The sequence below is a fragment of the Oscillibacter sp. genome (assembly GCF_028693505.1).
In the GTDB taxonomy this organism is placed as follows: Bacteria; Bacillota; Clostridia; order Oscillospirales; family Oscillospiraceae; genus Oscillibacter.
This window is the reverse complement of record NZ_JAQUVF010000017.1, coordinates 1-23,493: the sequence shown is the minus strand read 5'-3', so window position 1 is coordinate 23,493 and position 23,493 is coordinate 1. Positions and strand designations below refer to the sequence as shown.

At 58.7% G+C, this 23,493-nt stretch carries 29 protein-coding genes, 1 pseudogene and 1 other annotated feature; of the genes and pseudogenes, 23 read left to right on the top strand and 7 right to left on the bottom strand.

Features of this window, described 5'->3' with window-relative positions; all coding sequences use genetic code 11:
- Positions 1 to 2: 2 nt before the first annotated feature.
- The 11 genes from PHI30_RS06735 to rpsU all read left to right on the top strand — a co-directional run bounded on the left by PHI30_RS06735 (position 3) and on the right by rpsU (position 9,494).
- Entirely contained in the window at positions 3 to 233 is a 231-nt protein-coding gene (locus PHI30_RS06735) for a hypothetical protein (protein ID WP_300025664.1), read from the top strand.
- Between the two features lie 21 nt (positions 234 to 254).
- Positions 255 to 1,127, top strand: a complete 873-nt coding sequence (gene ftsY, locus PHI30_RS06730) for a signal recognition particle-docking protein FtsY (protein ID WP_300025661.1) — start codon at positions 255 to 257, stop codon at positions 1,125 to 1,127.
- A gap of 68 nt (positions 1,128 to 1,195) precedes the next feature.
- Positions 1,196 to 1,921, top strand: a complete 726-nt coding sequence (gene rph / locus PHI30_RS06725; RefSeq protein WP_300025659.1) for a ribonuclease PH — start codon at positions 1,196 to 1,198, stop codon at positions 1,919 to 1,921.
- On the top strand, positions 1,918 to 2,205 hold the full coding sequence (locus PHI30_RS06720; RefSeq protein ID WP_300025657.1) for a hypothetical protein: 288 nt from the start codon (positions 1,918 to 1,920) through the stop codon (positions 2,203 to 2,205). Before rph ends, PHI30_RS06720 begins: the two co-directional genes overlap by 4 nt.
- On the top strand, positions 2,202 to 2,792 hold the full coding sequence (locus PHI30_RS06715) for an XTP/dITP diphosphatase (protein WP_300025654.1): 591 nt from the start codon (positions 2,202 to 2,204) through the stop codon (positions 2,790 to 2,792). Before PHI30_RS06720 ends, PHI30_RS06715 begins: the two co-directional genes overlap by 4 nt.
- Positions 2,793 to 2,821: 29 nt before the next feature.
- The gene (gene yhbY, locus PHI30_RS06710; protein ID WP_300025651.1) at positions 2,822 to 3,157 is read left to right on the top strand and encodes a ribosome assembly RNA-binding protein YhbY; all 336 of its coding nucleotides are present in this window, start codon (positions 2,822 to 2,824) and stop codon (positions 3,155 to 3,157) included.
- Positions 3,158 to 3,190: 33 nt separating this feature from the next.
- Positions 3,191 to 4,381: a bis(5'-nucleosyl)-tetraphosphatase (symmetrical) YqeK gene (gene yqeK / locus PHI30_RS06705; RefSeq protein ID WP_300025648.1), complete on the top strand. Its 1,191-nt coding sequence runs from the start codon at positions 3,191 to 3,193 to the stop codon at positions 4,379 to 4,381.
- Between the two features lie 7 nt (positions 4,382 to 4,388).
- Positions 4,389 to 5,939, top strand: coding sequence for an LCP family protein (locus tag PHI30_RS06700; protein WP_300025646.1), 1,551 nt, complete (start codon positions 4,389 to 4,391; stop codon positions 5,937 to 5,939).
- 26 nt (positions 5,940 to 5,965) lie between these two features.
- Positions 5,966 to 6,328, top strand: a complete 363-nt coding sequence (gene rsfS / locus PHI30_RS06695; protein WP_300025643.1) for a ribosome silencing factor — start codon at positions 5,966 to 5,968, stop codon at positions 6,326 to 6,328.
- Positions 6,329 to 6,438: 110 nt separating this feature from the next.
- Positions 6,439 to 6,666 (top strand) — a binding site (T-box leader).
- 56 nt (positions 6,667 to 6,722) lie between these two features.
- Complete coding sequence (gene leuS / locus PHI30_RS06690) at positions 6,723 to 9,149, top strand: leucine--tRNA ligase (RefSeq protein ID WP_300025641.1); 2,427 nt, start codon at positions 6,723 to 6,725, stop codon at positions 9,147 to 9,149.
- Positions 9,150 to 9,311: 162 nt separating this feature from the next.
- The gene (rpsU, locus tag PHI30_RS06685) at positions 9,312 to 9,494 is read left to right on the top strand and encodes a 30S ribosomal protein S21 (protein ID WP_091132569.1); all 183 of its coding nucleotides are present in this window, start codon (positions 9,312 to 9,314) and stop codon (positions 9,492 to 9,494) included.
- A 40-nt stretch (positions 9,495 to 9,534) separates the two neighbouring features.
- Here the strand turns inward: rpsU and PHI30_RS06680 are convergent, their stop codons facing one another.
- Positions 9,535 to 9,756, bottom strand: a complete 222-nt coding sequence (locus tag PHI30_RS06680) for a hypothetical protein (RefSeq protein WP_300025635.1) — start codon at positions 9,754 to 9,756, stop codon at positions 9,535 to 9,537.
- A 30-nt stretch (positions 9,757 to 9,786) separates the two neighbouring features.
- On the bottom strand, positions 9,787 to 10,311 hold the full coding sequence (locus PHI30_RS06675) for a hypothetical protein (RefSeq protein ID WP_300025633.1): 525 nt from the start codon (positions 10,309 to 10,311) through the stop codon (positions 9,787 to 9,789).
- A gap of 82 nt (positions 10,312 to 10,393) precedes the next feature.
- On the opposite strand from PHI30_RS06675, the gene PHI30_RS06670 reads away from it, so the two are divergent.
- From PHI30_RS06670 to PHI30_RS06655, 4 genes are all read left to right on the top strand, one after another.
- Positions 10,394 to 10,906 carry a YqeG family HAD IIIA-type phosphatase gene (locus PHI30_RS06670; protein WP_367186348.1) on the top strand — a complete coding sequence of 171 codons (513 nt, stop codon included), beginning with the start codon at positions 10,394 to 10,396 and terminating at the stop codon, positions 10,904 to 10,906.
- 145 nt (positions 10,907 to 11,051) lie between these two features.
- Positions 11,052 to 11,621, top strand: a complete 570-nt coding sequence (efp, locus tag PHI30_RS06665; RefSeq protein WP_300025631.1) for an elongation factor P — start codon at positions 11,052 to 11,054, stop codon at positions 11,619 to 11,621.
- Between the two features lie 98 nt (positions 11,622 to 11,719).
- A complete protein-coding gene (locus tag PHI30_RS06660; RefSeq protein WP_300025629.1) occupies positions 11,720 to 12,142 on the top strand; it encodes a CD1247 N-terminal domain-containing protein in 423 nt (140 codons plus the stop codon).
- Positions 12,143 to 12,366: 224 nt separating this feature from the next.
- Positions 12,367 to 12,615, top strand: a complete 249-nt coding sequence (locus PHI30_RS06655; protein WP_300025626.1) for a DUF1653 domain-containing protein — start codon at positions 12,367 to 12,369, stop codon at positions 12,613 to 12,615.
- A 46-nt stretch (positions 12,616 to 12,661) separates the two neighbouring features.
- Here PHI30_RS06655 and PHI30_RS06650 read toward each other — a convergent pair whose 3' ends face one another.
- Together PHI30_RS06650 and PHI30_RS06645 are read right to left on the bottom strand one after the other, a co-directional pair.
- On the bottom strand, positions 12,662 to 13,366 hold the full coding sequence (locus PHI30_RS06650) for a YoaK family protein (protein ID WP_300025623.1): 705 nt from the start codon (positions 13,364 to 13,366) through the stop codon (positions 12,662 to 12,664).
- Entirely contained in the window at positions 13,363 to 14,667 is a 1,305-nt protein-coding gene (locus tag PHI30_RS06645) for an aminotransferase class I/II-fold pyridoxal phosphate-dependent enzyme (RefSeq protein WP_300025620.1), read from the bottom strand. Before PHI30_RS06645 ends, PHI30_RS06650 begins: the two co-directional genes overlap by 4 nt.
- Positions 14,668 to 14,780: 113 nt before the next feature.
- Between PHI30_RS06645 and PHI30_RS06640 the strand changes: the two genes are divergently transcribed.
- Positions 14,781 to 15,704, top strand: coding sequence for a LysR family transcriptional regulator (locus PHI30_RS06640; RefSeq protein ID WP_367186347.1), 924 nt, complete (start codon positions 14,781 to 14,783; stop codon positions 15,702 to 15,704).
- Between the two features lie 256 nt (positions 15,705 to 15,960).
- Here PHI30_RS06640 and PHI30_RS06635 read toward each other — a convergent pair whose 3' ends face one another.
- Both PHI30_RS06635 and PHI30_RS06630 read right to left on the bottom strand, forming a co-directional pair.
- Complete coding sequence (locus tag PHI30_RS06635) at positions 15,961 to 17,202, bottom strand: threonine synthase (RefSeq protein WP_300025617.1); 1,242 nt, start codon at positions 17,200 to 17,202, stop codon at positions 15,961 to 15,963.
- A gap of 78 nt (positions 17,203 to 17,280) precedes the next feature.
- On the bottom strand, positions 17,281 to 18,189 hold the full coding sequence (locus PHI30_RS06630; protein ID WP_300025615.1) for a DMT family transporter: 909 nt from the start codon (positions 18,187 to 18,189) through the stop codon (positions 17,281 to 17,283).
- A gap of 1 nt (position 18,190) precedes the next feature.
- On the opposite strand from PHI30_RS06630, the gene PHI30_RS06625 reads away from it, so the two are divergent.
- The 4 genes from PHI30_RS06625 to rplT all read left to right on the top strand — a co-directional run bounded on the left by PHI30_RS06625 (position 18,191) and on the right by rplT (position 19,879).
- Positions 18,191 to 18,481 carry a hypothetical protein gene (locus tag PHI30_RS06625; protein WP_300025612.1) on the top strand — a complete coding sequence of 97 codons (291 nt, stop codon included), beginning with the start codon at positions 18,191 to 18,193 and terminating at the stop codon, positions 18,479 to 18,481.
- 265 nt (positions 18,482 to 18,746) lie between these two features.
- Positions 18,747 to 19,256 (top strand): translation initiation factor IF-3, encoded by a 510-nt coding sequence (gene infC, locus PHI30_RS06620; protein ID WP_300025610.1) that lies wholly within the window; start codon positions 18,747 to 18,749, stop codon positions 19,254 to 19,256.
- 40 nt (positions 19,257 to 19,296) lie between these two features.
- A complete protein-coding gene (gene rpmI, locus PHI30_RS06615) occupies positions 19,297 to 19,494 on the top strand; it encodes a 50S ribosomal protein L35 (RefSeq protein WP_300025609.1) in 198 nt (65 codons plus the stop codon).
- Between the two features lie 34 nt (positions 19,495 to 19,528).
- A complete protein-coding gene (rplT, locus tag PHI30_RS06610; protein WP_300025607.1) occupies positions 19,529 to 19,879 on the top strand; it encodes a 50S ribosomal protein L20 in 351 nt (116 codons plus the stop codon).
- Positions 19,880 to 19,938: 59 nt separating this feature from the next.
- On the opposite strand, the gene trmB is transcribed toward rplT, so the two are convergent.
- The gene (gene trmB / locus PHI30_RS06605) at positions 19,939 to 20,964 is read right to left on the bottom strand and encodes a tRNA (guanosine(46)-N7)-methyltransferase TrmB (protein ID WP_300025605.1); all 1,026 of its coding nucleotides are present in this window, start codon (positions 20,962 to 20,964) and stop codon (positions 19,939 to 19,941) included.
- 374 nt (positions 20,965 to 21,338) lie between these two features.
- On the opposite strand from trmB, the gene PHI30_RS06600 reads away from it, so the two are divergent.
- The 3 genes and pseudogenes from PHI30_RS06600 to PHI30_RS06590 form a co-directional block, all read left to right on the top strand.
- Positions 21,339 to 22,175 carry a 3-hydroxyacyl-CoA dehydrogenase NAD-binding domain-containing protein gene (locus PHI30_RS06600; protein WP_300025602.1) on the top strand — a complete coding sequence of 279 codons (837 nt, stop codon included), beginning with the start codon at positions 21,339 to 21,341 and terminating at the stop codon, positions 22,173 to 22,175.
- A gap of 27 nt (positions 22,176 to 22,202) precedes the next feature.
- On the top strand, positions 22,203 to 23,345 hold the full coding sequence (locus tag PHI30_RS06595) for an acyl-CoA dehydrogenase (RefSeq protein ID WP_300025599.1): 1,143 nt from the start codon (positions 22,203 to 22,205) through the stop codon (positions 23,343 to 23,345).
- A gap of 21 nt (positions 23,346 to 23,366) precedes the next feature.
- A pseudogene (locus PHI30_RS06590) lies at positions 23,367 to 23,493 on the top strand (electron transfer flavoprotein subunit beta); the annotation flags it as partial.

Genomic DNA, 23,493 nt, shown 5'->3' with positions numbered 1-23,493 from the left:
TGATGAGCCTGCGGAAGCGGCGGAGGCTTTCCATGTGTGTGCTTGCCGGGGGAATCGCGACGATGGTTTTTGCCGGGGAAGCGGCGATGGCGCCGGGCGCGCTGCTGGTGCTTGCGGGCCTTGCGCTGGACGTTTTGCTGGTGCGCTGCCCCCGCTGCGGGGCGTGGCTTGGAAACGATCCCGGGGAATTTTGCAAAAACTGCGGTACGGAAATTGACTACAAGGCAAAATAATCAGGCAAAGGACGGACGTTCATGGGCTTTTTTGATAAACTGAAAAAAATTACCGCCAATCTGTTCTCGGGCTTTACGGAGGCCGACGAGGCGTTTTTTGAGGAGCTGGAAGAGACGCTGATTCTGGCGGATATCGGCATGGACACCGCGCTGGACGCGGTGGAAAAGCTGCGTACGCGGGTCCGGAAGGAGAAGCTCCACGAGCAGGAGGCGGTGCGCGCCGCGCTGCGGGAGATCTTGGCGGGGGAGATGTCCGTGGACGACACGGCGCTCTCTCTCAGTACCCAGCCCAGCGTGGTGCTGTTCATCGGTGTCAACGGCGTGGGCAAGACCACCTCCATCGGGAAGCTGGCCTACCAGCTGAAAAAAAAGGGCAAGCATGTCCTTCTCTGCGCGGGGGACACCTTCCGCGCGGCGGCGGCGGACCAGCTGCAAATCTGGGCGGAGCGGGCCGGCTGCGAGCTGATTCGCCAGCATGAGGGCGCGGACCCCGGCGCGGTGCTCTTCGACGCGCTGCAAGCCGCCAAGGCCCGGGGCGCGGACGTGGTGCTGTGCGACACGGCGGGCCGCCTGCACAACAAGGCCAATCTCATGGCGGAGCTTGCCAAGCTCTCCAAGATCATCGACCGGGAGTGCCCCGGCTGCGACCGGGAGACGCTGCTGGTGCTGGACGCCACCACGGGGCAAAACGGACTCATTCAGGCGCGGACCTTTCAGGAGACCGCCGGTCTCACCGGCATCGTGCTCACCAAGCTGGACGGCACCGCCAAGGGCGGCATCGTCGTGGCCATCGCCCGGGAGCTGGGTGTGCCGGTGAAATTCGCGGGGGTGGGCGAGGGAATCGACGATCTTCGTCCCTTCGACGCGAAAAGCTACGTGGAGGCCATCATCTGAGGAGGATGACCGGGCGGGGGAAATGCGCCGGAACGGTTGATACAAGATGGAAAAGAGGATCAGAAACCATGACCAGAATTGACGGACGGGCGGCAGACGAGCTGCGCCCCATTCAAATTACCACAGACTTTGTAAAATTTGCGGAGGGCAGCTGCCTGATCGCCTGCGGCGACACCAAGGTCCTTTGCTGCGCCAGCGTGGAGGAGAAGGCGCCCTCCCACGTGGCGGAGGGCACCGGGTGGGTGACTGCGGAGTATTCCATGCTGCCTCGGGCCAACCGGGAGCGCAGTAAGCGGGACGTCAGCAAGCTCAAGCTCTCCCCCCGCAGCGCCGAGATCCAGCGGCTGGTGGGCCGGTCCCTCCGCGCCGCCGTGGATCTTGCCAAGCTGGGAGAGCGGACCATCACCGTGGACTGCGACGTTTTGCAGGGGGACGGCGGCACCCGGACCGCGTCCGTCACCGGCGGATTCATTGCCTTAGCGCTGGCCTGCCGGAATCTGGTGGAGCGCGGCGTGCTGGCGGAGGACCCCATTTGCCACTATGTCACCGGCGTCTCCGCCGGTATCGTGGACGAGCAGCCTATGCTGGACCTTCGATACAGCGAGGATAGCCGCGCGCAGGTGGATCTCAACTGCATCATGAACGAAGAAGGCGCGCTGATCGAGCTGCAGGGCACCGGCGAGGGCCGGGCCTTCACGCTTTTGGAGCAGCAGGCGCTGGTGGGCCTTTGCGCCAAGGGAAACAAAGAACTGCTGCAAATGCAGCGAGCACTGCTGGAGGGTGAGAGGGCATGACGCAGGTCTTTGAGATGCTGATGCTCATTTGCTTTGGCCTCTCCTGGCCCTTCAATATTGCCAAGTCCCTCCGCTCGCGGACGGCGAAAGGGAAGAGCGTGCCCTTTGAGCTGTGCATCATTGTGGGGTATTTCTGTGGTCTGGCCGGAAAATTCATCAGCGGGAATGTGACCTACGTGGTGGCGTTTTACGTGGTGGATGTTTTGATGGTGAGCGTGGATCTGCTATTGACGCTGCGAAATCGAAAACTGGACCGATTGGCCCAAGAGGAGGAGACGGTATGAAATTTGTGCTTGCCACCCACAATCCGGGCAAACTGAAAGAGATGAGCGCCATCCTGTCCCGCTTTGGCGTGGAGGTGGCGAGTCCTGCGGACGTGGGCGTCACCGTGGACGTGGAGGAGACCGGAACCACCTTCGCGGAAAATGCCATGCTGAAGGCCAAGGCCATCTGCGCCGCTGCGGGACTTCCCGCCATCGCGGACGACTCCGGCCTTTGCGTGGACGCGCTGAACGGTGGCCCCGGGGTCTACTCCGCCCGCTACGGCGGGGAGGGGCTGGACGACCGGGGGCGCTACACGCTGCTTTTAAACAGCATGCGGGGGCAGACCACTCGCTCGGCCCATTTTGCCTGTGCCATTGCCTGCGCCTTTCCAAACGGCGATGAGCTGACGGCGGAGGGCCGGTGCGAGGGGACCATCGCCTTTGCCCCCATGGGCGAGGGCGGCTTTGGATACGACCCGGTGTTCTTCGTGCCGGAAAAGGCAAAGACCTTCGCCCAGCTGACGGCGGAGGAAAAGAGCGAGCTTTCTCACCGCGGCAGGGCTTTGGCGGCTTTTGTCGAAAAACTGGAAACTTATTGGAAGCAGTAAACGTCTATAAAAATATTTAGGAGAATGATATGGAACTGACAAGCAAACAGCGCGCCCAGCTGCGAGGATTGGCCAACACCATCGACACCATTTTGCAGGTGGGCAAGGACGGCATCGGCGAAAACCTTGTCAAGCAGGCGGACGACGCGCTGGAGGCCCGGGAGCTCATCAAGGGCCGGGTTTTGGAAAACAATGTGGAATACGACGCGCGCCTCGCGGCGGGAGAACTGGCAAAGATCACCCGCAGCGAAGTGGTGCAGGTCATCGGCACGAAGTTTGTGCTGTACCGGGAGAGTCATTCCAAGCCCCGGGAAAAGCGCATTCAGCTGGTCAAGAGCAAGCCGCAGCGGGCGAAGAAAGACTGAGCGCCCATTTCAAATCACACAGGAAGGTTTCGTATGAAAATCGGTATTTATGGCGGCACCTTCAATCCGCCCCATTTGGGTCACGTCACGGCCGCCCGGGCGGTATTTGAACTGCTGAAACTGGAAAAACTGCTGCTGGTCCCGGCGGGACTGCCGCCCCATAAGGCGCTGCCCGCCGGAAGCCCCACCCCCGATCAGCGTCTGGAAATGACGCGTCTGGCGGCGGAAGCGCTGGGGCTGGGGGACCGGGTGGAAGTACTGGATCTGGAGGTCCACCGGGAGGGGAAGAGCTTTACCGCCGATACCCTCGCCCAGCTGAAGGCACAGTATTCGCGGGATGAGCTGTGGCTTTTGATGGGGACGGATATGTTCCTCACGCTGCAAGCGTGGCACGAGCCGGAGCGCATCTTGTCGCTGGCGGGGATCGCCGCCTTCGGCCGGACGGAGGAGGACACGGAAGAACTGTTTTCCGCCCAGCGGGACGCATTGTACAAACGCTTCCCCACGGCCCGGCTGTTCACCCTCACCATCCCCGGCGTTATCGACGTCTCCTCCACCCGCCTGCGGGAGGAGCTGGCGGCGGGCGAGGGCAGTAAACGCCTTCCCCCGGCGGTATACGGATACATTTTGCGGGAAAACCTCTATGGGACCGGCGCGAACCTCTGTCACCTGCCGCTTCTTAAGCTGCGCCCCGTGGCGCTGAGCTACCTCAAGCATAAGCGCATCCCCCACGTGCTGGGCACGGAGCAGGAGGCCATCCATCTGGCGGAGCGGTACGGCGCGGACGTGGAGAAGGCCCGGGTGGCGGCCTTGCTGCACGACTGCACGAAAAAACTGGATATGGCGGCGCAGCTGGCCCTTTGTCGGCAGTATGACATCCCGCTGGACGAGCTGGAGCAAACCGCGCTCAAGCTGCTCCATGCCAAGACCGGCGCCGCCGTGGCGCGGGACGTGTTTGGCGTGGATGAGGAAATCTACCGCGCCATCTGGTGGCACACCACCGGCCACGCCGGCATGACGCTGCTGGAAAAAATTATTTATCTCGCCGACTACATCGAGCCGACCAGAGACTTTCCCGGAGTGGAGACCCTGCGCAAGGCCTGCTATGAGAATCTGGATCAGGGATTGCTGCTGGGGCTGGAGATGACGGTCAAAGAGATGCAGGAAATGGGCAATCCCGTGCACCACGCGACGATTGAGGCGCGGGACGCACTGAAAGGATAGAGATACCGTGGAAAGACATAGAGTAGAGAAAAAAGCGGGCGGGGGTCGTCTGGAAGAAAAACCGAAAAAGCAGAAAAAGAGCCGCTTGAACCGCCGCCAGAAGCTGCTGGTGGTCGTGGCAATCATTTTGGCGGTGGTGCTGGGCGTGGTGGCGGCCTGCCAAAGCCTGTTCGTCCGCCCGGAGCTGCCCGGCACCAAGGGCGAATCCAAACAGGAACTGGATTACGGCGAGGGAGTCCGCCCCAAGGCCGGGGGCGAGCGCAAGAGCAAGGACTATTATACCGTCCTCATCCTCGGCAGAGACACCGGCGGCGGCGGTAATACGGACACCATGCTGCTGGCAAGCTACGATGTCACCAACCAGAAGGCCACCGTCATGTCCATCCCCCGGGATACCATGGTCAATATCAGCTGGGACATCAAAAAGATCAATGCCGTCTATAATTATAACGGCGGCGCGGAAAAGGGCATCAAGGCGCTGTACAAGGAAATCGCCCAGCTGGTCGGCTTTGAGCCGGACTATCAGGTGGTGGTGGAGTGGGAGGCTGTGGGCGAGATCGTGGACGCCATCGGCGGCGTCTACTTCGACGTGCCCCGGAACATGAATTACGACGACCCCCTGCAGGACCTCTCCATTCACATCGATAAGGGCTATCAGCTCCTCAGCGGCAAGCAGGCCATGGGCGTCATCCGCTACCGCCACGACAATAACATGAAGTACGGCTACCCCGACGGCGATCTGGGGCGCATCAAGACCCAGCAATCGTTCTTGAAGGCCACGGTGGAGCAGCTTTTGCAGGTGAAAAACGTCACAAAAATTAACGAATTTGCCAAGGTGTTCCAAAAGAATGTGGAGACGGACCTCTCCTTCAGCAATCTCTGCTGGTTTGGGCAGCAGGCCGTCATGGGCGGGCTGAGCGTGGAGAACGTGAATTTCGTCACCATGCCCAACACGCCCAAAATGTGTTACAGCCGTTCCATCAGCGCCATGCTGTCCTATGTGGTGCCCAACGCGCAGGAGCTGCTGGATCTGGTCAACAATGACCTCAGCCCCTTTGTGGAGCCTTCTGCGCTGAGCGACCTTGACATCATGTCCGTCAATGGGGACGGTTCCGTCAGCTCCACCAGCGGCCATGTGGAGGACAGCAAGGCCGCCAAGGCGCCGGTGAAGCCCTCCAAGCCTGTGGAGACGCCCAGCACGGAGCCGGTGGTGGATGAGGACGGCAATCTGATCGACCCGGAGACCGGGGAAATCATCGGCACCGTCACGGCCCCCGGTACGACGACGGACCCCGGTGCCACCACGGACCCCGGTGCGACGACGGACCCCGGAACCACCGCGCCGCCTTCCGGCGGAACGGAAACGACGCCCGGCGGAACGACAAATCCCACGACGCCGACGACGCCGACGACGCCCCCGACCACGCCGCCGACGCCCCCGACCACGCCCCCGGCCACCGGCGGCGAGACAACGCCCCAAGAGCCGGAGACCCCCGCGCAGCCGGAAACGCCGGCGGAACCCGATTTTTCGATTATTGAGCCGCCTCCGGCGGCCTGAATCCAAGAAAAGAAAGGAAACATAGAATGACACCAAAGGAATTGGCAATTATTGCCGCAAAGGCCCTGGACGAGAAAAAGGGCAAGGAGATCTCGGCCATCGAGATCACGGACCTCACCACGCTGGCGGACTATTTCGTCATCGCCACCGGCACCTCCAACACCCAGATCAACGCATTGTGCGGTGCAGTGGAGAAAGCAATGAAGGAGCAGGCGGGGGAGGAACCCCTTCGCCGGGAGGGCTACCGCGACGGTACCTGGGTCCTGCTGGACTACGGCTGCGTGACGGTACACGTCTTTTCCGCCGAGGCCCGGGCCTTCTATTCTCTGGAGCGGCTGTGGAGCGACGGCAAGCCCTTGGATCTTGGCGGCGTGCTGACTGCGGAATAAGCGGAGCAACCGTGGAAAACCCCGCCAATTGAGCATGGGAAACGGGGGAAAATAGTGAAAATGCGGAAATTCCCTTGACAAAGTACGCGAATCTCCGTAAAATACTTCTGATAAAGACATGGAAGGGAAGAACGACGGATCATCCCGCCTTCAGAGAGCCGGCGGCTGCTGCGAGCCGGTGGGGGAGGTCCGTATAACTGCTCCCGGAGTCTTTCGCCTGAACGTATAGTAGGGCGAAACGGCGGCCCCGTTACCGGCCAGATCGTTTTCGATCACTGAGGGCCGGCAGGGCGACTGACGGCCGAATCAGGGTGGTATCGCGTGACAACGCCCCTGACCGTATGGTCAGGGGCGTTTTAAATTGCCTATTATTTCCAATCACAAGGAGAAAGATATGAAGTACGATTTTACCGCCATCGAGCAAAAATGGCAGCAGAAATGGCTGGAGACGAAACCCTTCACCGCCGTCACCGGAGATGAGAGCCGGGAAAAGTTCTTCGGCCTCATCGAGTTTCCCTACCCCTCCGCCCAGGGGCTGCACGTGGGCCATGCCCGCCCCTTCACCGCCATGGATATCATCTGCCGCAAAAAGCGGATGCAGGGCTATAACGTGCTGTTCCCCATCGGGTACGACGCCTTCGGCCTGCCCACGGAGAACTACGCCATCAAGACCCACACCCATCCCGCCAAGGTGACCCACGATAACGTCGCCAACTTCCGCAAGCAGCTGCACATGCTGGGCTATTCCTTCGACTGGGACCGGGAGGTCAACACCACCGACCCCGGTTACTATAAGTGGACGCAGTGGAGCTTTTTGCAGATGTTCAAAAAGGGCCTTGCCTATAAGGCGTCCATGCCCGTGAACTGGTGCACCCGCTGCAAGATTGTCCTTGCCAACGAGGAGGTCGTGGAGGGCGTTTGCGAGCGCTGCGGCGGCGAGGTCATCCGGAAGGAGAAGAGCCAGTGGATGCTGGCCATCACCAAGTATGCCGACCGATTGATCGACGATCTGGACGACGTGGATTTCATCAATCGGGTGAAAATCCAGCAGCGCAACTGGATTGGCCGGTCCGAGGGCACCGAGGTGAACTTCGGGACCACCGCCGGGGACACCATGACCGTCTATACCACCCGGTGCGACACGCTCTTTGGCGTCACCTATATGGTCCTCTCCCCGGAGCACCCCTTCCTGGAAAAGTGGAAGGAGCGCATCGCCAACTGGGACGAGGTGGCAGCCTACCGGGAAGAGGCCGCCCACAAGTCCGATTTTGAGCGCAGCGAGCTGAATAAGGAAAAAACCGGCGTGCGCCTGATGGGCGTAAACGCCGTAAACCCCGCCAATCAAAAGGAAATCCCCATCTATGTTTCCGATTATGTGCTCTTGAGCTACGGCACCGGCGCGGTCATGGGCGTGCCCGGTCACGATCAGCGCGACTGGGAGTTTGCCACCAAGTTCTCCCTCCCCATCATTGAGGTGGTCCGGGGCGGCGATGTCTCCAAGGAGGCCTTTACCCTCAAGGACGACACCGGCATCATGGTGAACTCCGGCTTCCTCAATGGCCTGACGGTGAAGGAGGCCATCCCCACCATGAAAAAGTGGGTCACGGAGCAGGGCATCGGCCATCCCAAGACGAACTTCAAGCTGCGGGACTGGGTGTTTTCCCGCCAGCGGTACTGGGGCGAGCCGATTCCGCTGGTGAACTGCCCCAAGTGCGGCTGGGTGCCGCTGCCGGAAGAGCAGCTGCCATTGCTGCTGCCGGAGGTGGACAGCTACGAGGTCACGGATACCGGCGAATCTCCCTTGGCAAAGATGACCGACTGGGTGAATACCACCTGCCCCAAGTGCGGCGGCGCGGCCCAGCGGGAGACGGACACCATGCCCCAGTGGGCAGGCTCCAGCTGGTATTTCCTGCGGTATATGGACCCCCACAACGAAAACGCCTTGGCCTCCAAGGAGGCGCTGGAATACTGGTCTCCCGTGGACTGGTACAACGGCGGCATGGAGCACACCACGCTGCACCTGCTCTACTCCCGCTTCTGGCATAAGTTCCTCTATGATATCGGCGTGGTGCCCACCAAGGAGCCTTACGCCAAGCGTACCAGCCACGGCATGATCCTGGGCGAGGGCGGCGAGAAGATGTCCAAGTCCCGGGGCAACGTGGTCAATCCCAACGACATCGTGGCCCAGTACGGCGCGGACACCATGCGGCTCTATATCATGTTTGTGGGCGATTTTGAGCAGGCCGCCACATGGTCTCCGGACGCCGTGAAGGGCTCCAAGCGGTTTTTGGACCGTGTTTGGAATCTGGCGGAGAGCGCCGGAGAGAGCGACGCGGTGACGCCCGCCAACGAACCCATCATCCACAAAACCATCAAGAAGGTCACGGAGGACATCGACAACCTCAAGCTCAATACCGCCATCGCCGCGCAGATGACCATGGTCAACGAGCTGAGCGCCAACGGCTGCACCCGGGGCGATCTGCGCTACCTGCTGCTGCTTTTGAATCCGTTTGCCCCCCATATTACCGAAGAGCTGTGGGAGACGCTGGGCTTTGCGAAAAAGAGCGGCAAGCTGTGCTGTCAGGCCGAGTGGCCCGTGTTTGACCAGAGCAAGACGGTGGCCGCCACGGTGGATATGGCCGTTCAGGTGAACGGAAAGCTGAAGGGGAGCATCTCCGTGCCCGCAGACAGCCTTGAGGCGGACGTGGTCAAGGCCGCGCTGGAAGTGGATAAGGTCGGCAAGGCCTTGGAAGGCATGCAGATCGTCAAAACGATTTTGGTCAAAAATCGTTTGGTCAATTTGATCGTGAAGCCCCAGTGAGCAGGCATTCTAACTGGGTCACGCAGAATTTGGACAGGCAATTTTTGAAAAACCCTTGACATCTTTTCGTATCCCCGGTATAATGCATGTGTTAAAGCCATAGGTTATGGCCCTTAAAGTGTCCTGGAAATAGCCGGATACCTCGGAGGGAGGGAAATATAGATGTCTGAGATCCACGTGAAGGACGGCGAGTCCATCGACAGTGCACTGAAGCGTTTTAAGCGCAGCTGTGCCAAGGCGGGCGTGATTGCCGAGGTTCGGAAAAGAGAGCATTATGAGAGCCCCAGCGTCAAGCGTCGCAAGAAGTCTGAGGCCGCGCGCAAGAACAAGAAGCGTTTCTATTGATTCGTAAAAAGAAAGCTGTGCCATTGGCACAGCTTTCTTTTTACATCGATCCGCGGCAAAACAGCTTCGTGGCGAGGTCCCGCACCTCCGGCCACATGAAAAACGCGGCGTTGAAGCCCATGCCGGCGCCGATGCGCAGCTTTTGGCGCAGCGTGTCGGCGTCGTCGAAGAGAACGAAATGGGCGCTGGCGTCCTTGACATAGGTGAAGTACCGGGCGCACAGATCCTGAGAAAAAAAGACTGTGGGCGCTTCGCGCTCCATGAGCCCACGCAGCGCCTCCGCGGACAGAGGCTACCCCTCGCCGTTTCGGGCCGGAAGGCGAAAATCCATCCGCAGCCGCTGCATATCCAGTGCCACCCGCCCCGCGCCGCCCCGCAAAGTAGCAGTTTCCTGCAAGTGCTGAGAGAAATTTCCGCCGGAGAGGGCCGTGCACAGCAGGATCACCGCATTTTTGCCTGCTGCGGCGTAGGATTCCGGCAGATACAGCGTCCGCTTCCCGGCGGCGAGGGCGCTGCCAAGCTTTTCCGCAAAGGCGAGCCGGTCCGGCCGTGGCGCTTCCTCAAAATCCAAAACCACGCCGGTGTAGCCCCACCGGCCGCACTCCCGCACCGCCGCCGCGCAAAGGGCGTCCGGGTCCGCGATGTGGGGCGCCTCCCGGTCGCTGATGGACAGCAGCCCACCCCGTGTCCGCAGCAGCAGATTTTGCCGCAGCAAAACGGAATCGCCTCCGATGCGGTAGGCCACGTGGGCCAACGTGCGACTGTATGCGGACGCATCCTGCGCCTCATCCGGTGTCACAGCCAGATAAATCTGCAAATTGGATTCCCCCCTTGTATGATGCGGCGAAAACTGTTATACTGAGTTCATCAATCATTTTTATGCGGATAAGGAGCTCGTTATGCCGTTTTCCCTCGTCCCGGACTGTTTGGTGGACCGCTATGCGGAAATTACGCCGGAATATCTGAAAAGCAGGGGGATCTGCCTGCTCCTCAGCGATCTCGATTATACGTTAGCGGCGAGAAAAACGTCAAAACCGGATGACAGCCTGCGCGCGTGGATCGCGGAGCTGAAGGCGGCGGATATTGCGTTTATGATCGTCTCCAACAACCGCTCGGGCCACCGGGTAACGGCATTTTGCGACAGTCTGGGCGTACCCTATCAAGGCCATGCCCAAAAGCCCTCCACACGCGGACTGGAGGAGGCCATGCGCCGCGCGGGCACGGACCGGGCCCATACGGCCATGCTGGGGGACAAACTGCTCACGGACGTACTGGCCGCCAATCGCGCAGGGGTCCTTGCCCTGATGGTGGAGCCGGTGGGCGGCGCCGTCACGTGCTGGCAAAAGGTGCTTCATGCCATGCAGGCGCCGTTTAAGGCCGCTTACCGCCGCAAAGTGGCAAAAGACGCTTAAAAAAACCAGGAAATGGTTGAAAAATACTTGCAATAGCGGGCAACATACGGTAAAATGTTATCGGTTGTTTTACTGAATATTGGGAATTTGAGAAAATGTCCTCCCGCAGGTCGTTTTCTCGTCAGATTTGTGAGGAGGAAAACCTATGCCTACGATTACTGCCGGCGAGTTCCGGAACGGCGTTACCTTTGAGATGGACGGCAAAGTGATGACCGTCGTGGAGTTTCAGCATGTGAAACCCGGAAAGGGCGCCGCGTTTGTCCGTACCAAGTACAGAAACGTGATGACCGGCGCGATTCGCGAGGAGTCGTTCAACCCCACCGCCAAGTTCGAGCAGGCCTCTGTGGAGCGCAAGGAGGCCGAGTACAGCTATAACGACGGCGACCTGTTCTACTTTATGGACCCCGAGACCTTTGACATGGCCCCCCTGAACCGGGATGTGCTGGGCGATGCGTTCAAGTTCGTGAAGGAAAACACCCTCTGCAAGCTGCTGAGCTACAAGGGCAGCGTGTTCGCGGTGGAAGTGCCCAACTTTATGGATCTGGTGGTCACGGAGACTGAGCCGGGCGTGAAGGGCGACACCGCCACCAACGTGACCAAGTCCGCCACGATAGAGACCGGCGCACAGATCAAGGTGCCGCTGTTCATCAACGAAGGTGAAAAAATCACCATTGATACCCGCACCGGCGAGTATCTGAGCCGCTGCAAGGAGTAAAACAATAAGGGGGGACACAAAGTCCCCCCTTTTGATTCTCCTGCGCAGGGAACTTTTTGTGAAAACCCACCATTTTTAATAACGAAAGGAGCACTGTTATGGAAATCACTGAGAAGGTTGCTTATTTAAAGGGCCTCGCTGAGGGCATGGAGCTGGACACCGAGAAGAAGGAGGGCAAGCTGCTTGCCGCCATGATCGACGTGCTGGAGGATATCGGACTGGAGCTGGAGGACCTGCACAATGAGCAGGAGGAGCTGGCCGACGGCCTGGACGCCGTGAGCGACGATCTGGAGGACGTGGAGGATGTCGTTTTCGGCGAAGACGAGGACGAGTATTACGAGGACGATCTGGACGAGGATGAGGACTGCTACGCCACCACCTGCCCCACCTGCGAGGAGACCATCTATTTTGATGACTCTGTGCTGGAGGACGGCGCTGTCGTGTGCCCCAACTGCGGCGAGAGACTGGAATTTGACCTGAGCAGCCTGGACGAGGAGTCCGACGAGACCCCCGAGGAATAATTCCGAAAAAAGCCCTGCGCCGGAGCGTTTTTTCCATGCCCGCATAGCGCGAGGTTGGGACGAAGCCGCCGGAAGGGGAGATGAGACAACGGATGCGCAGCTTGCGCATCCGTTGCTTTTTTAAACATTTTTTAAAGACGCCCCGCAAAGAAAAACGATTGCCGCGCGCAAACAGCCGCGACAAAGAACGTTCAGGCGGCGGCAGAAGAAGGAGACGAACACTGATGCGCGAAGTGAAAGTAAAGCATGTTTACCGCCATTTTAAGGGCGACTATTATCTGGTGGAGGAGCTTGCAAGGCATTCTGAGACCGGCGAGGAATATGTGGTTTACCACAAGCTGTACGACGACGGTGAGCTGTGGGTCCGTCCGCTGGCCATGTTTCTGGAAAAGGTCGACCACGTCAAATACCCGGATGCCGCACAAACCTATCGCTTTGAGCTCCAGGAGATCAAGAGCGCTGCCGGACGCTGATCCGCATTTTCAATGAAAGAATTTCATTGAAGCTGGCGGAAATGAATCAGGAGATTTCGGCGGTTTGGGAATCCTCCCGCTCTTCCCGCAAAAACATCAGGCCGAAGCTGCCCGTGAGAAAAAGGGCGGAGAGCCAGATCGTGCGCTTGCCGAGAAGCGGAATGCATACGCCGCCCAGTCCGGCCCCCAGCGCAAAAAGCACGATCATGGAGAAGTACCGCCCGGCCTTTTGCAGAATTTCCCGGTTCGTCGTGCGCCGATAGGCGCAAAACGCCTCCACGCCGCTGCGGAGATTCCCGATGCACATGGTGCTGGCGAATGCGCATCCGTCCACCTTGCGAAACGCCTGCACCTGCATGGCGCAGGAAAAGGAGACGATTGCGTTGGCGGGAAGGTTCATAGACGCCGGGAAAAAGCCCACAAGCAGCAAAAGAAGAATCTCCGCAAGAAGGACCCACTGCCGCCAGTGAAAGCGGACCATGTCCCGGCAGCGACAGCGGATGCCCTCTGCTGCCGCCACGCCCAGCGCAAAGGACGCCAGCGGGAAAAAATACCGCAGCGTGCCCGGCAGGTCCCAGCGAAAAAGATGCTGACTCAAAAGCACGATGTTCCCGGTCTGGGCGTTGGCAAACACTTCGCCCCGTGCAAGATAGGTGTAGGCGTCCTGAAGGCCACCGGAGACGGAGAGAAAGACGGCGGCGGAAAACGCCTCCGACATCTGGCCGCGCCGAGGGCGGGGAGGCAGACTCATGAGCGCGTTTTTCCGTCCGAACCGGCGCCCAGCAGCGCTTCAAGACTGGCCAGCTTGGTGCACAGCGCAAGAAGCTCTGTGGCCTGCCGGATCTCCTCCAGCGCCGCGTAGGACGGGGCGATGCGGATGTTGCGGTCCTTTGGATCGTGCCCGCAGGGGAAGGTGGCGCCTGCCGGCGTAAATTTGACGCCTGCTGCCGCGCACAGGGAGATGACTCTGGACGCGCAGTGGGGCAAGGTGTTGAAGGAGAGAAAATATCCGCCCCGGGGAGTCGTCCACTCGGCGATGCCAAGCCCACCCAGCTCCGCTTCTAGAATGTGCTCGACGGCCTCGAATTTGGGCCGTAAAATGGCAGCGTGCCGGGCCATATGGGCTTGGACGGCTGCTTTGTTCCGGAAATAACGGGCCTGCCGCAGCTGATTGAGCTTATCCGGACCGATGGTGGCATATTGCAGTGCCCGCTTCAAATCAATCAGGTTTGCGGGGCTGGCCGCCACGGCGGCGATGCCGCCCCCCGGAAACGCCATCTTGCTGGTGGAGCAGAACTCATAGACATGGTCCGGATTCCCCGCCTCTTCGCAGGTGTGCAGCAGGTCGAGTTGCTCGTCCGGGTCCTCGGGGTACAGGCTGTGGACGCAGTAGGCATTGTCCCAGAAGATGCGGAAATCCGCGGCCCGGGGAGAGAGCGCGGCAAAGCGGCGAATCACCTCGTTGCTGAACATGACCCCCGTGGGGTTTTGGAATTTCGGCACGCACCAGATGCCCTTGATGGTTTCATCCTCGGCAACCAGACGTTCCACCAAATCCATATCCGGACCGTCCGATAGCATGGGGACGGGAATCAGCTGAAAGCCAAAGTGCTCCGTCATGGCGAAATGCCGGTCATAGCCGGGCACAGGGCAGAGGAATTTGCGCTCTGGGACATGGACCCATGGCGTGCTGCCGGCAATGCCGTCCAGCATGGCGTGGGTCAATATGGCGTGCATGATCGTAAGAGAGCTGTTGCCGCCAACCAGCACCTCCTCCGCCCGGACGCCCAGCAGCTCCGCCATCAAACGCCGGGCTTCCGGGATTCCCTCCAGACCGCCGTAGTTCCGGCAGTCAACGCCGTTTTCGCTGTCGGTCACGCTATGGGCGGTCAAAACGCCCAGCAGGTCCATGGAAAGGGCCAGCTGGTCTTTTCCCGGTTTCCCTCTGGAAAGGTCCAGAGAGAGACCGCGGCGCTGGTGCGCCTCGTATTGCGCGGTACACTGCCGCAGCTCCGCTTGCAGCTGGGCGGCGGAAAAGTCCTGATAGTGCACAGGGATCCCTCCTGCTTCATCATTTCAATTGATTTTGTGCTTCTTCTGCAGTATACTGGGGCGGGAACCAGATGTAAAAGGTATTATTGGTATGCTGTATATGTCATATATACATGTTGGAGGAAACCGTGAACGTCAACTACGAATATTATCGGGTGTTTTATTACGCCGCAAAGTACCAAAGCCTGACCAAAGCCGCTGATCTGCTGGGAAGCAATCAGCCCAATGTGAGCCGGTGTATGAGCAAGCTGGAGCAGGAGCTTGGCTGTCGGCTGCTGCTGCGGTCCCACCGGGGCGTCTCGCTGACGCCGGAGGGGGAGCTGCTTTTTTCCCACGTGCAGGTCGCCTGCGAACACTTGCAGACGGCGGAGGAAGAACTGTCCGGAAGCCGCGGGCTGGAGACCGGCAGCGTTTCCATCGGCGCCAGTGAGACGGCGCTGCACGTGATGCTGCTGCAAAAAATGAGGGAATTTCGTATGCGGTATCCCAGCATCCGCCTGCAGATCACCAACGACTCCACGCCCCAGGCGCTGGCGGCGCTGCGGGGCGGCCGGGTGGATTTTGCGGTGGTCACCACCCCCACAGGGGCGGAGGGTCCTCTGCGGGAAGTTCAATTGGGGTCCTTTCAGGAGATCTTGGTGGGGGGACCGAAGTTTTCCGCCCTTGCGGCACGGAAGCTGACGCTCCGCGAGCTGATGGAATTTCCGCTGATCCTGCTGGGAAAGGAGACCATGACCTATCGGTTTTACGAGAGGCTGTTTTTGCTCCATAACCTCTCGGTGCGGGCGGATACCGAGGCAGCCACCGCAGATCAAATCCTGCCGCTGGTGAAAAACGATTTGGGGCTTGGCTTCTTGCCGGAGCCTCTTGCGTTGGACGCGCTCAAGCGGGGCGAGGTATTCCGCATCCCCCTGGCGGAACCCATCCCGGAGCGCCATATCTGCATGGTAAAGGATTCCTCCCGGATATTGAGCATCGCCGCAAAGGAGTTTGAGAAAATTCTTTGCGGGAAAACGCCGGGAGCGGCGACCGGATGAAGCGAAAAAGGCGGCTGCCCACGGGCAGCCGCCTTTTTTGTAAAAACATTGTAAAGCAAAAACGCTTGTCAGCATATGCACTGCGAAAATTGTAGAATAAGCAAGAAATTGCAAATAATGTAAAGTAAATTTGCTTTTCACAGACATAAGAAGATTTGAAATCAAAATGGGCGGTCGCTTACATTTTTTTGGCAAAAAACAGTATGCGGCCGTTCCAAAACTTCAATATGTGCCCGGAAAGGGCGCGCATCTCATCTCACTTGATTGAAAGTCCCCGCTCGGAAAACGCCTCCAGCAGGCGGTCCATGTCGGAGGGGATGGAGATGGGGTCCCCGCAGGCCTTGATGGCGTTGGCCACGTCCTTCAGCCCGTTTCCTGTCACCACGGACACCACGCTGTCGCCGCTTCCCAAAATCCCGGCCTCACAAAGCTTTTTCACGCCTGCCGTTCCGGTGACGCCGGCAGGCTCGCCGAACACGCCGCAGGTGTGGCCCAGCAGCTTCTGGGCGTCCATGATCTCCGCGTCGGAGACATTGACCGTGAGACCGTGGGATTCCCGAATGGCGGAAAGCGCCTTATCGGCGTTCCGGGGAACGCCCACGGCGATGGAATCCGCCAGCGTGTTTTCCTCCATGGGATGCCAGGGCTCCCCCGTCTCAATGGCCCGGTTCAGGGGGCAGCAGCCCACTGCCTGCGCGGAGATCAGGCGGGGCAGACGGTCAATAAAGCCGATGGCATACAGGTCCTTCAAGCCCTTCCAAAGACCGGCGATGGTGCACCCGTCGCCCACGGAGATGGCGATGTAATCCGGGACCTGCCAGTGGAGCTGTTCCATGATCTCCAGCGACACCGTTTTCTTCCCCTCGGAGAGGTAGGGATTGATGGCGGCGTTGCGGTTGTACCAGCCCCAGCGGTCAATGGCGGCCTTGGAAAGCTCAAAGGTGTCCTCATAGCTGCCCTGCACGGAAATGACGGTGGCGCCGAAGGTCATCAGCTGGGCCACCTTCCCCTTGGGCGCCCGGGACGGCACGAAAATATAGGTTGCAAGGCCCGCCGCCGCGGCGTTCCCGGCCAGAGAGGAAGCGGCGTTCCCCGTGGAGGAGCAGGCGATGACCTGCGCGCCGGCCTCTCGCGCCTTGGCGACCGCCATGGCGGAGGCCCGGTCCTTTAAGGAGGCGGTGGGATTCTGCCCGTCGTCCTTTACCCACAATTGCTTCAAACCCAACTGCGCGGCAAGGCGCGGCTCTTCATACAGCGGGGACCAGCCCACCCGCAGGGGCGTGGGCGCGGTGGTCTCCTCCACCGGCAGCAGCTCCCGGTATCGCCACATGGTATGCTCGCTCCGGGCGGCGAGCGTTTGCTTGGTGAGGCGCTCCTTAATGTAATCGTAGTCGTAGACGATGTCCAGAATACCGCCGCAGGTGCAGGTGGTGAGATCCGGCACGGCAGCGTAGGTCCTGCCGCATTTCACACACTTGCCGTATCGAACATTCTTCATGGCACGGACTCCTCTCCAAAATAAAAAATAACGGGGGAGCGGCTTTGTGTCCGCTCCGTGGGAAAGACCGGCGCTCGCTCAGGAATGGAATTCGGCCGTTTGCGAAACGACCTGCCTCGCCGGACGCTGGGAGACCACCACGCCCACGGTGATGAGGATCGCGCCCAGCAGAGCCAGCGGGGAGATGGACTCCTTTAAAAAGAGGCGGGCGGCCACGATGGTGACAAACGGATTGAGATAGATGAAATTATTGGTGGATACCACGCCCAGCAGGTGGAAGGCTTTGTTCCACAGCACATAGCAAAGCGCGCTGCCGATCAGCCCCAGAAAGAGGAAGTTTCCGGTGACCAGCGGCATGGACAGCGGCGACACGGGATAGGGAAGTCCCTCCAGCGCCACCAGAGGAAACGCGGTGACCACGCCCCAGAACAGCGTCCGCCGTGTGACCAGAATGGGGTCCAGCCCCTGACTTACCCGCCGCAGCAAAACGGAATAGACGGCCCAGCAGAGTGCGGCTGCCAGCGCCAGAAGATCGCCCCGGGGATTCAGCTTGAGAATAAAGGTGCCGTTGCACACCACCAGTACCACGCCGGAAAATGCCGTCAGGAATCCGAAAAATGTGCTCCGGCGAAAGGACTCCTCGCCTGTAAAGTGGGCGAGAACCGCGGTGAAAATGGGGGCGGCGGCTACAAGGATGCTGACATTGGATGCCAGCGTGTATGTAAGGGCGGTGTTCTCCGTGTAAAAGTAGATGGAGCAGCCCGCAAGGCCCAGCAAAAAGAAGGCGGCTTCCTGCTTCCGGGAAAGGGACAGCTTCCGGGGCCGCAGCAGCCAAAGGGCGCCGTAGGCCAGCAAAAACCGGGTCAGCATGATCTGGGAGGGCGTGTAAAATTCCAGCAGCAGTTTGCTGGAGATGAAGGTGGAGCCCCATACGGTGATGGTAAAGAGGGCAAAGAGGTAGCCGGGGAGCTTTTCTTGACGTGTCATCGTGATTCATCCAATCCTGAAATGTGAAATTTTTCTTCATCATATCACACCAAATTCCGGAAAGACAAGAGGGAAAGAAAAAACACGCGGCGGGAGGTATCATCCGCCGCGTGTCTGGAAAGGGAAGAGAGGGGAGTTACTTGCGATTTTCCTTCTGATTGCGCTCGTTCTGGTTCTGCTGCTGGTTACGCTCATTCTGGTTCTGCTGCTGATTCTGGTTACGCTCGTTCTGCGTGCGATTCTGGTTATTGTCACGACTCTGCATAAGGACACCCCCTTTCGGCTCTTTTGAGTACAGACGCTATTCTTTCCAAAGAGGAGAAAAGTATACAGAAAAAAGGAAAAGAATTCTATTGACAAAGAAGGATTGGGCTGATATACTAAACAAGCAAAACAAAGAAGGCTGCTTGCATCCGCCTCACCTCCAGCCACCGGCAAAGAGGTTAACATCGTTGTGATCAACTGCCTATGCGGCAGTTTGTTGTTGCGCGGATGCCGGATTTGGTGTCCGCGTTTTGTTATTTTGAAATGGAGGTGCTTCGACTATAGCTAAGTTAGTGCATGAACTGAACGAAGAGATCAGTGACAAGGAGATCCGACTGATCGGCTCCGAGGGCGAGCAGCTCGGCATTGTGACGCCCGCTGAGGCGCTCAAAATTGCCGATGAGCAGGGTCTGGATCTGGTTAAGATCTCTCCTCAGGCTGTCCCCCCGGTCTGCAAGCTGATGAACTACGGTAAATTCCGCTTTGAGCAGAGCAAGAAGGAAAAGGAAGCCAGAAAGAATCAGCATGTGGTCGAGATCAAGGAGATCCGGATGTCTCCGGGCATCGACATCGGAGATTTCAACACGAAGCTCAAGAATATCCAGAAGTTCATTGCCGACGGCAACCGCGTCAAGGTCTCCGTCCGCTTCCGCGGCCGTGAGATGGCTCACACCGACATCGGCAGAGAAATACTGGGCCGGTTTGCCGAACAGTGTGCCGAGACCGCCAATCTGGACAAATCCGCCAAGCTGGAAGGGCGCATGATGTCGATCTTCCTGTCTCCCAAGGCTGGCAAATCATAAATAACCAAAGATTTTCAAACACACGGAAGGAGCTACCACCATGCCTAAGCTGAAAACCCATAGCGGCGCCAAAAAAAGATTCAACCTCACCAAGACCGGCAAGGTCAAGCGCGCCAAGGCCTTCAAGAGCCACATCCTGACCAAGAAGGATACCAAGCGTACTCGTCGTCTGCGTGCCGGCGGCTATGCGGATACCACCAATGTGGACGCTGTCCGCAAGATGATCCCTTACAAGTAAGATACGAGACGTTTAGAATAGGAGGCTTTACACAATGGCTAGAGTAAAAGGCGCGATGATGACGCGCAAAAGAAGAAGTAAAACCCTGAAGATGGCCAAGGGCTATTGGGGTTCTAAGTCCAAGCATTTCCGGGTTGCCAATCAGGCAGTTATGAAGTCCCTGAGCTACGCTTATGCCGGTCGTCGGCTGAAGAAGCGTGACTTCCGGTCCCTGTGGATCACCCGTATTTCCGCTGCCTGCAAGATCAATGGAATGAATTATTCCTCCTTCATGCACGGTCTCAAGACCACCGGCATCGAGATCAACCGCAAGATGCTGGCCGAGCTGGCTGTCAACGACGCTGCTGCGTTCACCCAGCTGACCGAGATCGCCAAGAAGGCCTGATTCCTTCGCACATATAAAAAGACAGTGCTCTGATTGCAGAGCACTGTCTTTTTTTGGTCTTAAGAGTCCAGCTTGCAAAAGTATGGCCCGCAATCCGCCGCGCCGGTATGGACGTAGGTCCATGAAAAATCCTTATCCATCAGATACCAAGTCTCCTCCGCGGGCAAAGCGGCAATCTCACCCACGGCAATGGGCCGCACCTGCTTTAAATGGTCCTGGGGCGGGTTTGCGCAGAAAACGTAGCAAGAAGCGTCCGGAAGCCTTGAGAGCGCTTCCCGGGCTGCCGCGCCCTCCAGACAGGGAACAAGACGCTGGGAGAACACATGCCAAAGAGCCTGCTCCTCCGCCAGCACATGCGCGCCCAGATCCGCCTCGGAGACGGTAGCGGCAAAGGCGTCCAGCCAGCGGTCCGCCACAGTATGGGGGCTTGCGGGGAAGGGTTCCTCCCATGGAATCATGGTGCCAACGCACCGGTAGATGGGCAGACCCTGCTCATGAAACTTGGCTTCATAGTCGGTCATGACGCCCACGGGGCCGTTTTCGTGGAGATTTTGTGTGACCTCCGACAGGGTAAACCCGAAGGCGGGGATCTCCTCCACGGAAAACTCGAATAGCGGCTGATTGTCCGTTTTAAAGTGCAGCTGCCCGCCCATTTTCAAGACCTGCCGATAGAGCTTGAGAAAATTCCCGTGGGTCAGGCGGCGCTTGGCGTGGCGATTGCTGAGCCACGGATCGCAGAAGTTGACATAAATGCGGTCCACCTCGCCGGGGGCAAAAAAGCAGGGGAGCTGATCCGCGTCGGCGTCGATGAAATACACATTGGTGAGCCCGGCTCTGACGCAGCGCTCCATGGCGACCACCATGGCGTCCGGCACCCGCTCCACCGCGATAAATAAAACGTCCTTTTCCGCTGCCGCCGTACCGGCGGTGAAGCGCCCTTTTCCGCAGCCCAGCTCCAGCCGGACTTCCCGGGCCTGGGGCATCAGTTCCCGCCATTTGCCCTGCCGCTCATAAGGGTCCCGAATCAAAAAGTCACCGCACCGGTCCATTCGGGGGACCAGATTTTTCTTTTTCCGCATACGCATAAGGAATATCCTCCCGGGCTGATTGTCTTTTGTTGAAAACAAAACGGCCGTCCAAAACCGGCCGCGATGGTGATTGTACCACAGAAAACCATCGCTGTAAATGATTTCCCGGCAAGAAGGGATGGGACAGACTGCAATAATGTGTTAATAGATTAACGACTTGTATAAAATTTAGAAATAAATTTGTATAAAGTGTAAAAAAACGAAATTTGACGGGTGCATCGGGCAAGTTTGACTTGATAAATGGCCCCGGGGACCCTATAATAAAGTTTGTGAGTAAATTAGCAAAGTCTCGTGTTTGCTCTTTCCCCGCAGGTCAAAGGACGATGTGAAGGGGAATCGAAACGATTGAAATTTATAACAGGAGGAACATTATGAAAGTAGCAATTTTTGGCGCAGGTACCATGGGCAGCGGCATCGCGCAGGTTTTTGCCGCAAAGGGTCACACCGCTTTGATGTATGCAAGCTCCGTTGCGTCCGCACAAAAGCACAAGGATAAGCTGGCCGCCTCCCTGCAAAAGCGCGTGGAAAAAGGCAAGATGGCCCAGGAGGCCATGGACGCGCTGCTGGCAAACATTCTGGTGGAGGAGAAGTCCGCCTGCGCCGATGTGGATCTGGTGATCGAGTGCGTGAAGGAAGAGATGGCCACCAAGAAGGAACTGCTGGGCGAGCTGGACGGCATCTGCAAGGAGAGCACCATTTTTGCCTCCAACACCTCCTCTTTGTCCATCACCGAGATGGGTCTTGGCCTCAAGCACCCCGTCATCGGTATGCATTTCTTCAACCCTGTGCCCAGCATGAAGCTGGTGGAGATCATTCGCGGCGCCAACACCACCCAGGAGACCTTTGATACGATTTACAAGCTCTCTCAGGACATCGGCAAGGAGCCTGTCGAGGTGGCGGAGGCCCCCGGCTTTGTGGTCAACAAGATTTTGGTCCCCATGATCAACGAGGCCGCCGGCCTTGTGGAGACTGGCGTTGCCTCCGTGGCGGATATCGATAAGGCCATGATGCTGGGCGCCAACCATCCCATGGGCCCCTTGGCTCTGGGCGATTTCATCGGCCTCGATGTGTGCCTTGCCATCATGGAGACGCTCTTTGGCGAGACCGGCGATCCCAAGTATCGTCCCGCGCTGCTGCTGCGCAAGATGGTTCGCGGCGGCCTGCTTGGCCGTAAGTCCGGGAAGGGCTTCTACGATTATTCCAAATAATTTCTATATTATTAAGGAGTGGATGGTATGGATTTTCATCTGACAAACGAGCAGCAGATGCTCCGCAAGATGTACCGTGAATTCGCCGAGACCGAGGTCAAGCCTCTGGCTGAGGAGCTCGACGAGGAAGAGCGGTTCCCCACGGAGACCGTCGAGAAGATGGCGAAGCTGGGTATGCTGGGCATTTACTTCCCCAAGGAATACGGCGGCGCCGGCGGCGACGTTCTCTCCTACGCCATGTGCGTGGAGGAGCTGGCCAAGGTTTGCGGTACCACCGCAGTCATCGTTTCCGCGCATACCTCTTTGTGCTGCGCGCCCATTTTTGAAAACGGTACGGAAGAGCAAAAGCGCAAGTATCTGCCCGACCTGCTCTCCGGCCGCAAGCTGGGCGCCTTCGGCCTGACCGAGCCCGGCGCCGGCACCGACGCCTCCGGCCAGCAGACCACTGCCGTGCTGGAAGGCGACCACTATGTGCTCAACGGCACGAAGTGCTTCATTACCAACGGTAATGTGGCGGAAACCTTCGTGGTGTTTGCCATGACCGACAAAAAGGCCGGCAACCACGGCATTTCCGCCTTCATCGTGGAAAAGAGCTTCCCCGGCTTCTCCACCGGCAAGCATGAAAAGAAGATGGGTATTCGCGGCTCCTCTACCTGCGATCTGATCTTCGAGGACTGCATTGTCCCCAAGGAGAATTTGCTGGGTAAGGTAGGCAAGGGCTTCAAGATCGCCATGCAGACGCTGGACGGCGGCCGTATCGGTATCGCCGCCCAGGCACTGGGTCTGGGCGAGGGCGCGGTCAACGAGGCCGTGAAGTACACACAGGAGCGTGTCCAGTTTGGCAAGCGCCTGAGCCAGTTCCAGAATACACAGTTCCAGATCGCCGATATGCATACCCGTATGCAGGCGGCGCAGTATCTGGTCTATGCCGCTGCCTGCAAAAAGCAGCTGCATGAGGATTACGCCATGGATGCCTCCATGGCCAAGCTGTATGCGGCGGAGTCCGCTTCGGACGTCACACGCCGCGCCGTGCAGCTCTTCGGCGGCTACGGCTACACCCGTGAGTATCCCGTGGAGCGCATGATGCGCGACGCGAAGATCACCGAGATCTACGAAGGTACATCCGAGGTCCAGCGCATGGTTATTTCCAGCCGCCTGGGCGTGAAATAAGAGTAGGAGGTAAAGGTTAAAATGAAGATTATTGTATGTGTCAAGCAGGTCCCCGATACCTCCGGCAAGGTGGCCGTGAATCCGGACGGCACACTGAACCGTGCATCCATGCAGACCATCACGAACCCGGACGACATGAACGCGGTGG

What these genes read in the sequence shown, in the direction of transcription:
- rpsU (WP_091132569.1), top strand. Translation starts at nt 9,312, where the DNA reads ATGTCTGAGATCCACGTGAAGGACGGCGAGTCCATCGACAGTGCACTG.
- PHI30_RS06735 (WP_300025664.1), top strand. Translation starts at nt 3, where the DNA reads ATGAGCCTGCGGAAGCGGCGGAGGCTTTCCATGTGTGTGCTTGCCGGG.
- PHI30_RS06660 (WP_300025629.1), top strand. Translation starts at nt 11,720, where the DNA reads ATGGAAATCACTGAGAAGGTTGCTTATTTAAAGGGCCTCGCTGAGGGC.
- trmB (WP_300025605.1), bottom strand. Translation starts at nt 20,964, where the DNA reads ATGCGTATGCGGAAAAAGAAAAATCTGGTCCCCCGAATGGACCGGTGC.
- PHI30_RS06720 (WP_300025657.1), top strand. Translation starts at nt 1,918, where the DNA reads ATGACGCAGGTCTTTGAGATGCTGATGCTCATTTGCTTTGGCCTCTCC.
- PHI30_RS06715 (WP_300025654.1), top strand. Translation starts at nt 2,202, where the DNA reads ATGAAATTTGTGCTTGCCACCCACAATCCGGGCAAACTGAAAGAGATG.
- PHI30_RS06655 (WP_300025626.1), top strand. Translation starts at nt 12,367, where the DNA reads ATGCGCGAAGTGAAAGTAAAGCATGTTTACCGCCATTTTAAGGGCGAC.
- PHI30_RS06670 (WP_367186348.1), top strand. Translation starts at nt 10,394, where the DNA reads ATGCCGTTTTCCCTCGTCCCGGACTGTTTGGTGGACCGCTATGCGGAA.
- PHI30_RS06680 (WP_300025635.1), bottom strand. Translation starts at nt 9,756, where the DNA reads ATGGAGCGCGAAGCGCCCACAGTCTTTTTTTCTCAGGATCTGTGCGCC.
- PHI30_RS06595 (WP_300025599.1), top strand. Translation starts at nt 22,203, where the DNA reads ATGGATTTTCATCTGACAAACGAGCAGCAGATGCTCCGCAAGATGTAC.
- rplT (WP_300025607.1), top strand. Translation starts at nt 19,529, where the DNA reads ATGGCTAGAGTAAAAGGCGCGATGATGACGCGCAAAAGAAGAAGTAAA.
- yqeK (WP_300025648.1), top strand. Translation starts at nt 3,191, where the DNA reads ATGAAAATCGGTATTTATGGCGGCACCTTCAATCCGCCCCATTTGGGT.
- efp (WP_300025631.1), top strand. Translation starts at nt 11,052, where the DNA reads ATGCCTACGATTACTGCCGGCGAGTTCCGGAACGGCGTTACCTTTGAG.
- PHI30_RS06640 (WP_367186347.1), top strand. Translation starts at nt 14,781, where the DNA reads ATGTTGGAGGAAACCGTGAACGTCAACTACGAATATTATCGGGTGTTT.
- rph (WP_300025659.1), top strand. Translation starts at nt 1,196, where the DNA reads ATGACCAGAATTGACGGACGGGCGGCAGACGAGCTGCGCCCCATTCAA.
- PHI30_RS06635 (WP_300025617.1), bottom strand. Translation starts at nt 17,202, where the DNA reads ATGAAGAATGTTCGATACGGCAAGTGTGTGAAATGCGGCAGGACCTAC.
- yhbY (WP_300025651.1), top strand. Translation starts at nt 2,822, where the DNA reads ATGGAACTGACAAGCAAACAGCGCGCCCAGCTGCGAGGATTGGCCAAC.
- ftsY (WP_300025661.1), top strand. Translation starts at nt 255, where the DNA reads ATGGGCTTTTTTGATAAACTGAAAAAAATTACCGCCAATCTGTTCTCG.
- rpmI (WP_300025609.1), top strand. Translation starts at nt 19,297, where the DNA reads ATGCCTAAGCTGAAAACCCATAGCGGCGCCAAAAAAAGATTCAACCTC.
- leuS (WP_300025641.1), top strand. Translation starts at nt 6,723, where the DNA reads ATGAAGTACGATTTTACCGCCATCGAGCAAAAATGGCAGCAGAAATGG.
- PHI30_RS06650 (WP_300025623.1), bottom strand. Translation starts at nt 13,366, where the DNA reads ATGAGTCTGCCTCCCCGCCCTCGGCGCGGCCAGATGTCGGAGGCGTTT.
- PHI30_RS06630 (WP_300025615.1), bottom strand. Translation starts at nt 18,189, where the DNA reads ATGACACGTCAAGAAAAGCTCCCCGGCTACCTCTTTGCCCTCTTTACC.
- PHI30_RS06600 (WP_300025602.1), top strand. Translation starts at nt 21,339, where the DNA reads ATGAAAGTAGCAATTTTTGGCGCAGGTACCATGGGCAGCGGCATCGCG.
- rsfS (WP_300025643.1), top strand. Translation starts at nt 5,966, where the DNA reads ATGACACCAAAGGAATTGGCAATTATTGCCGCAAAGGCCCTGGACGAG.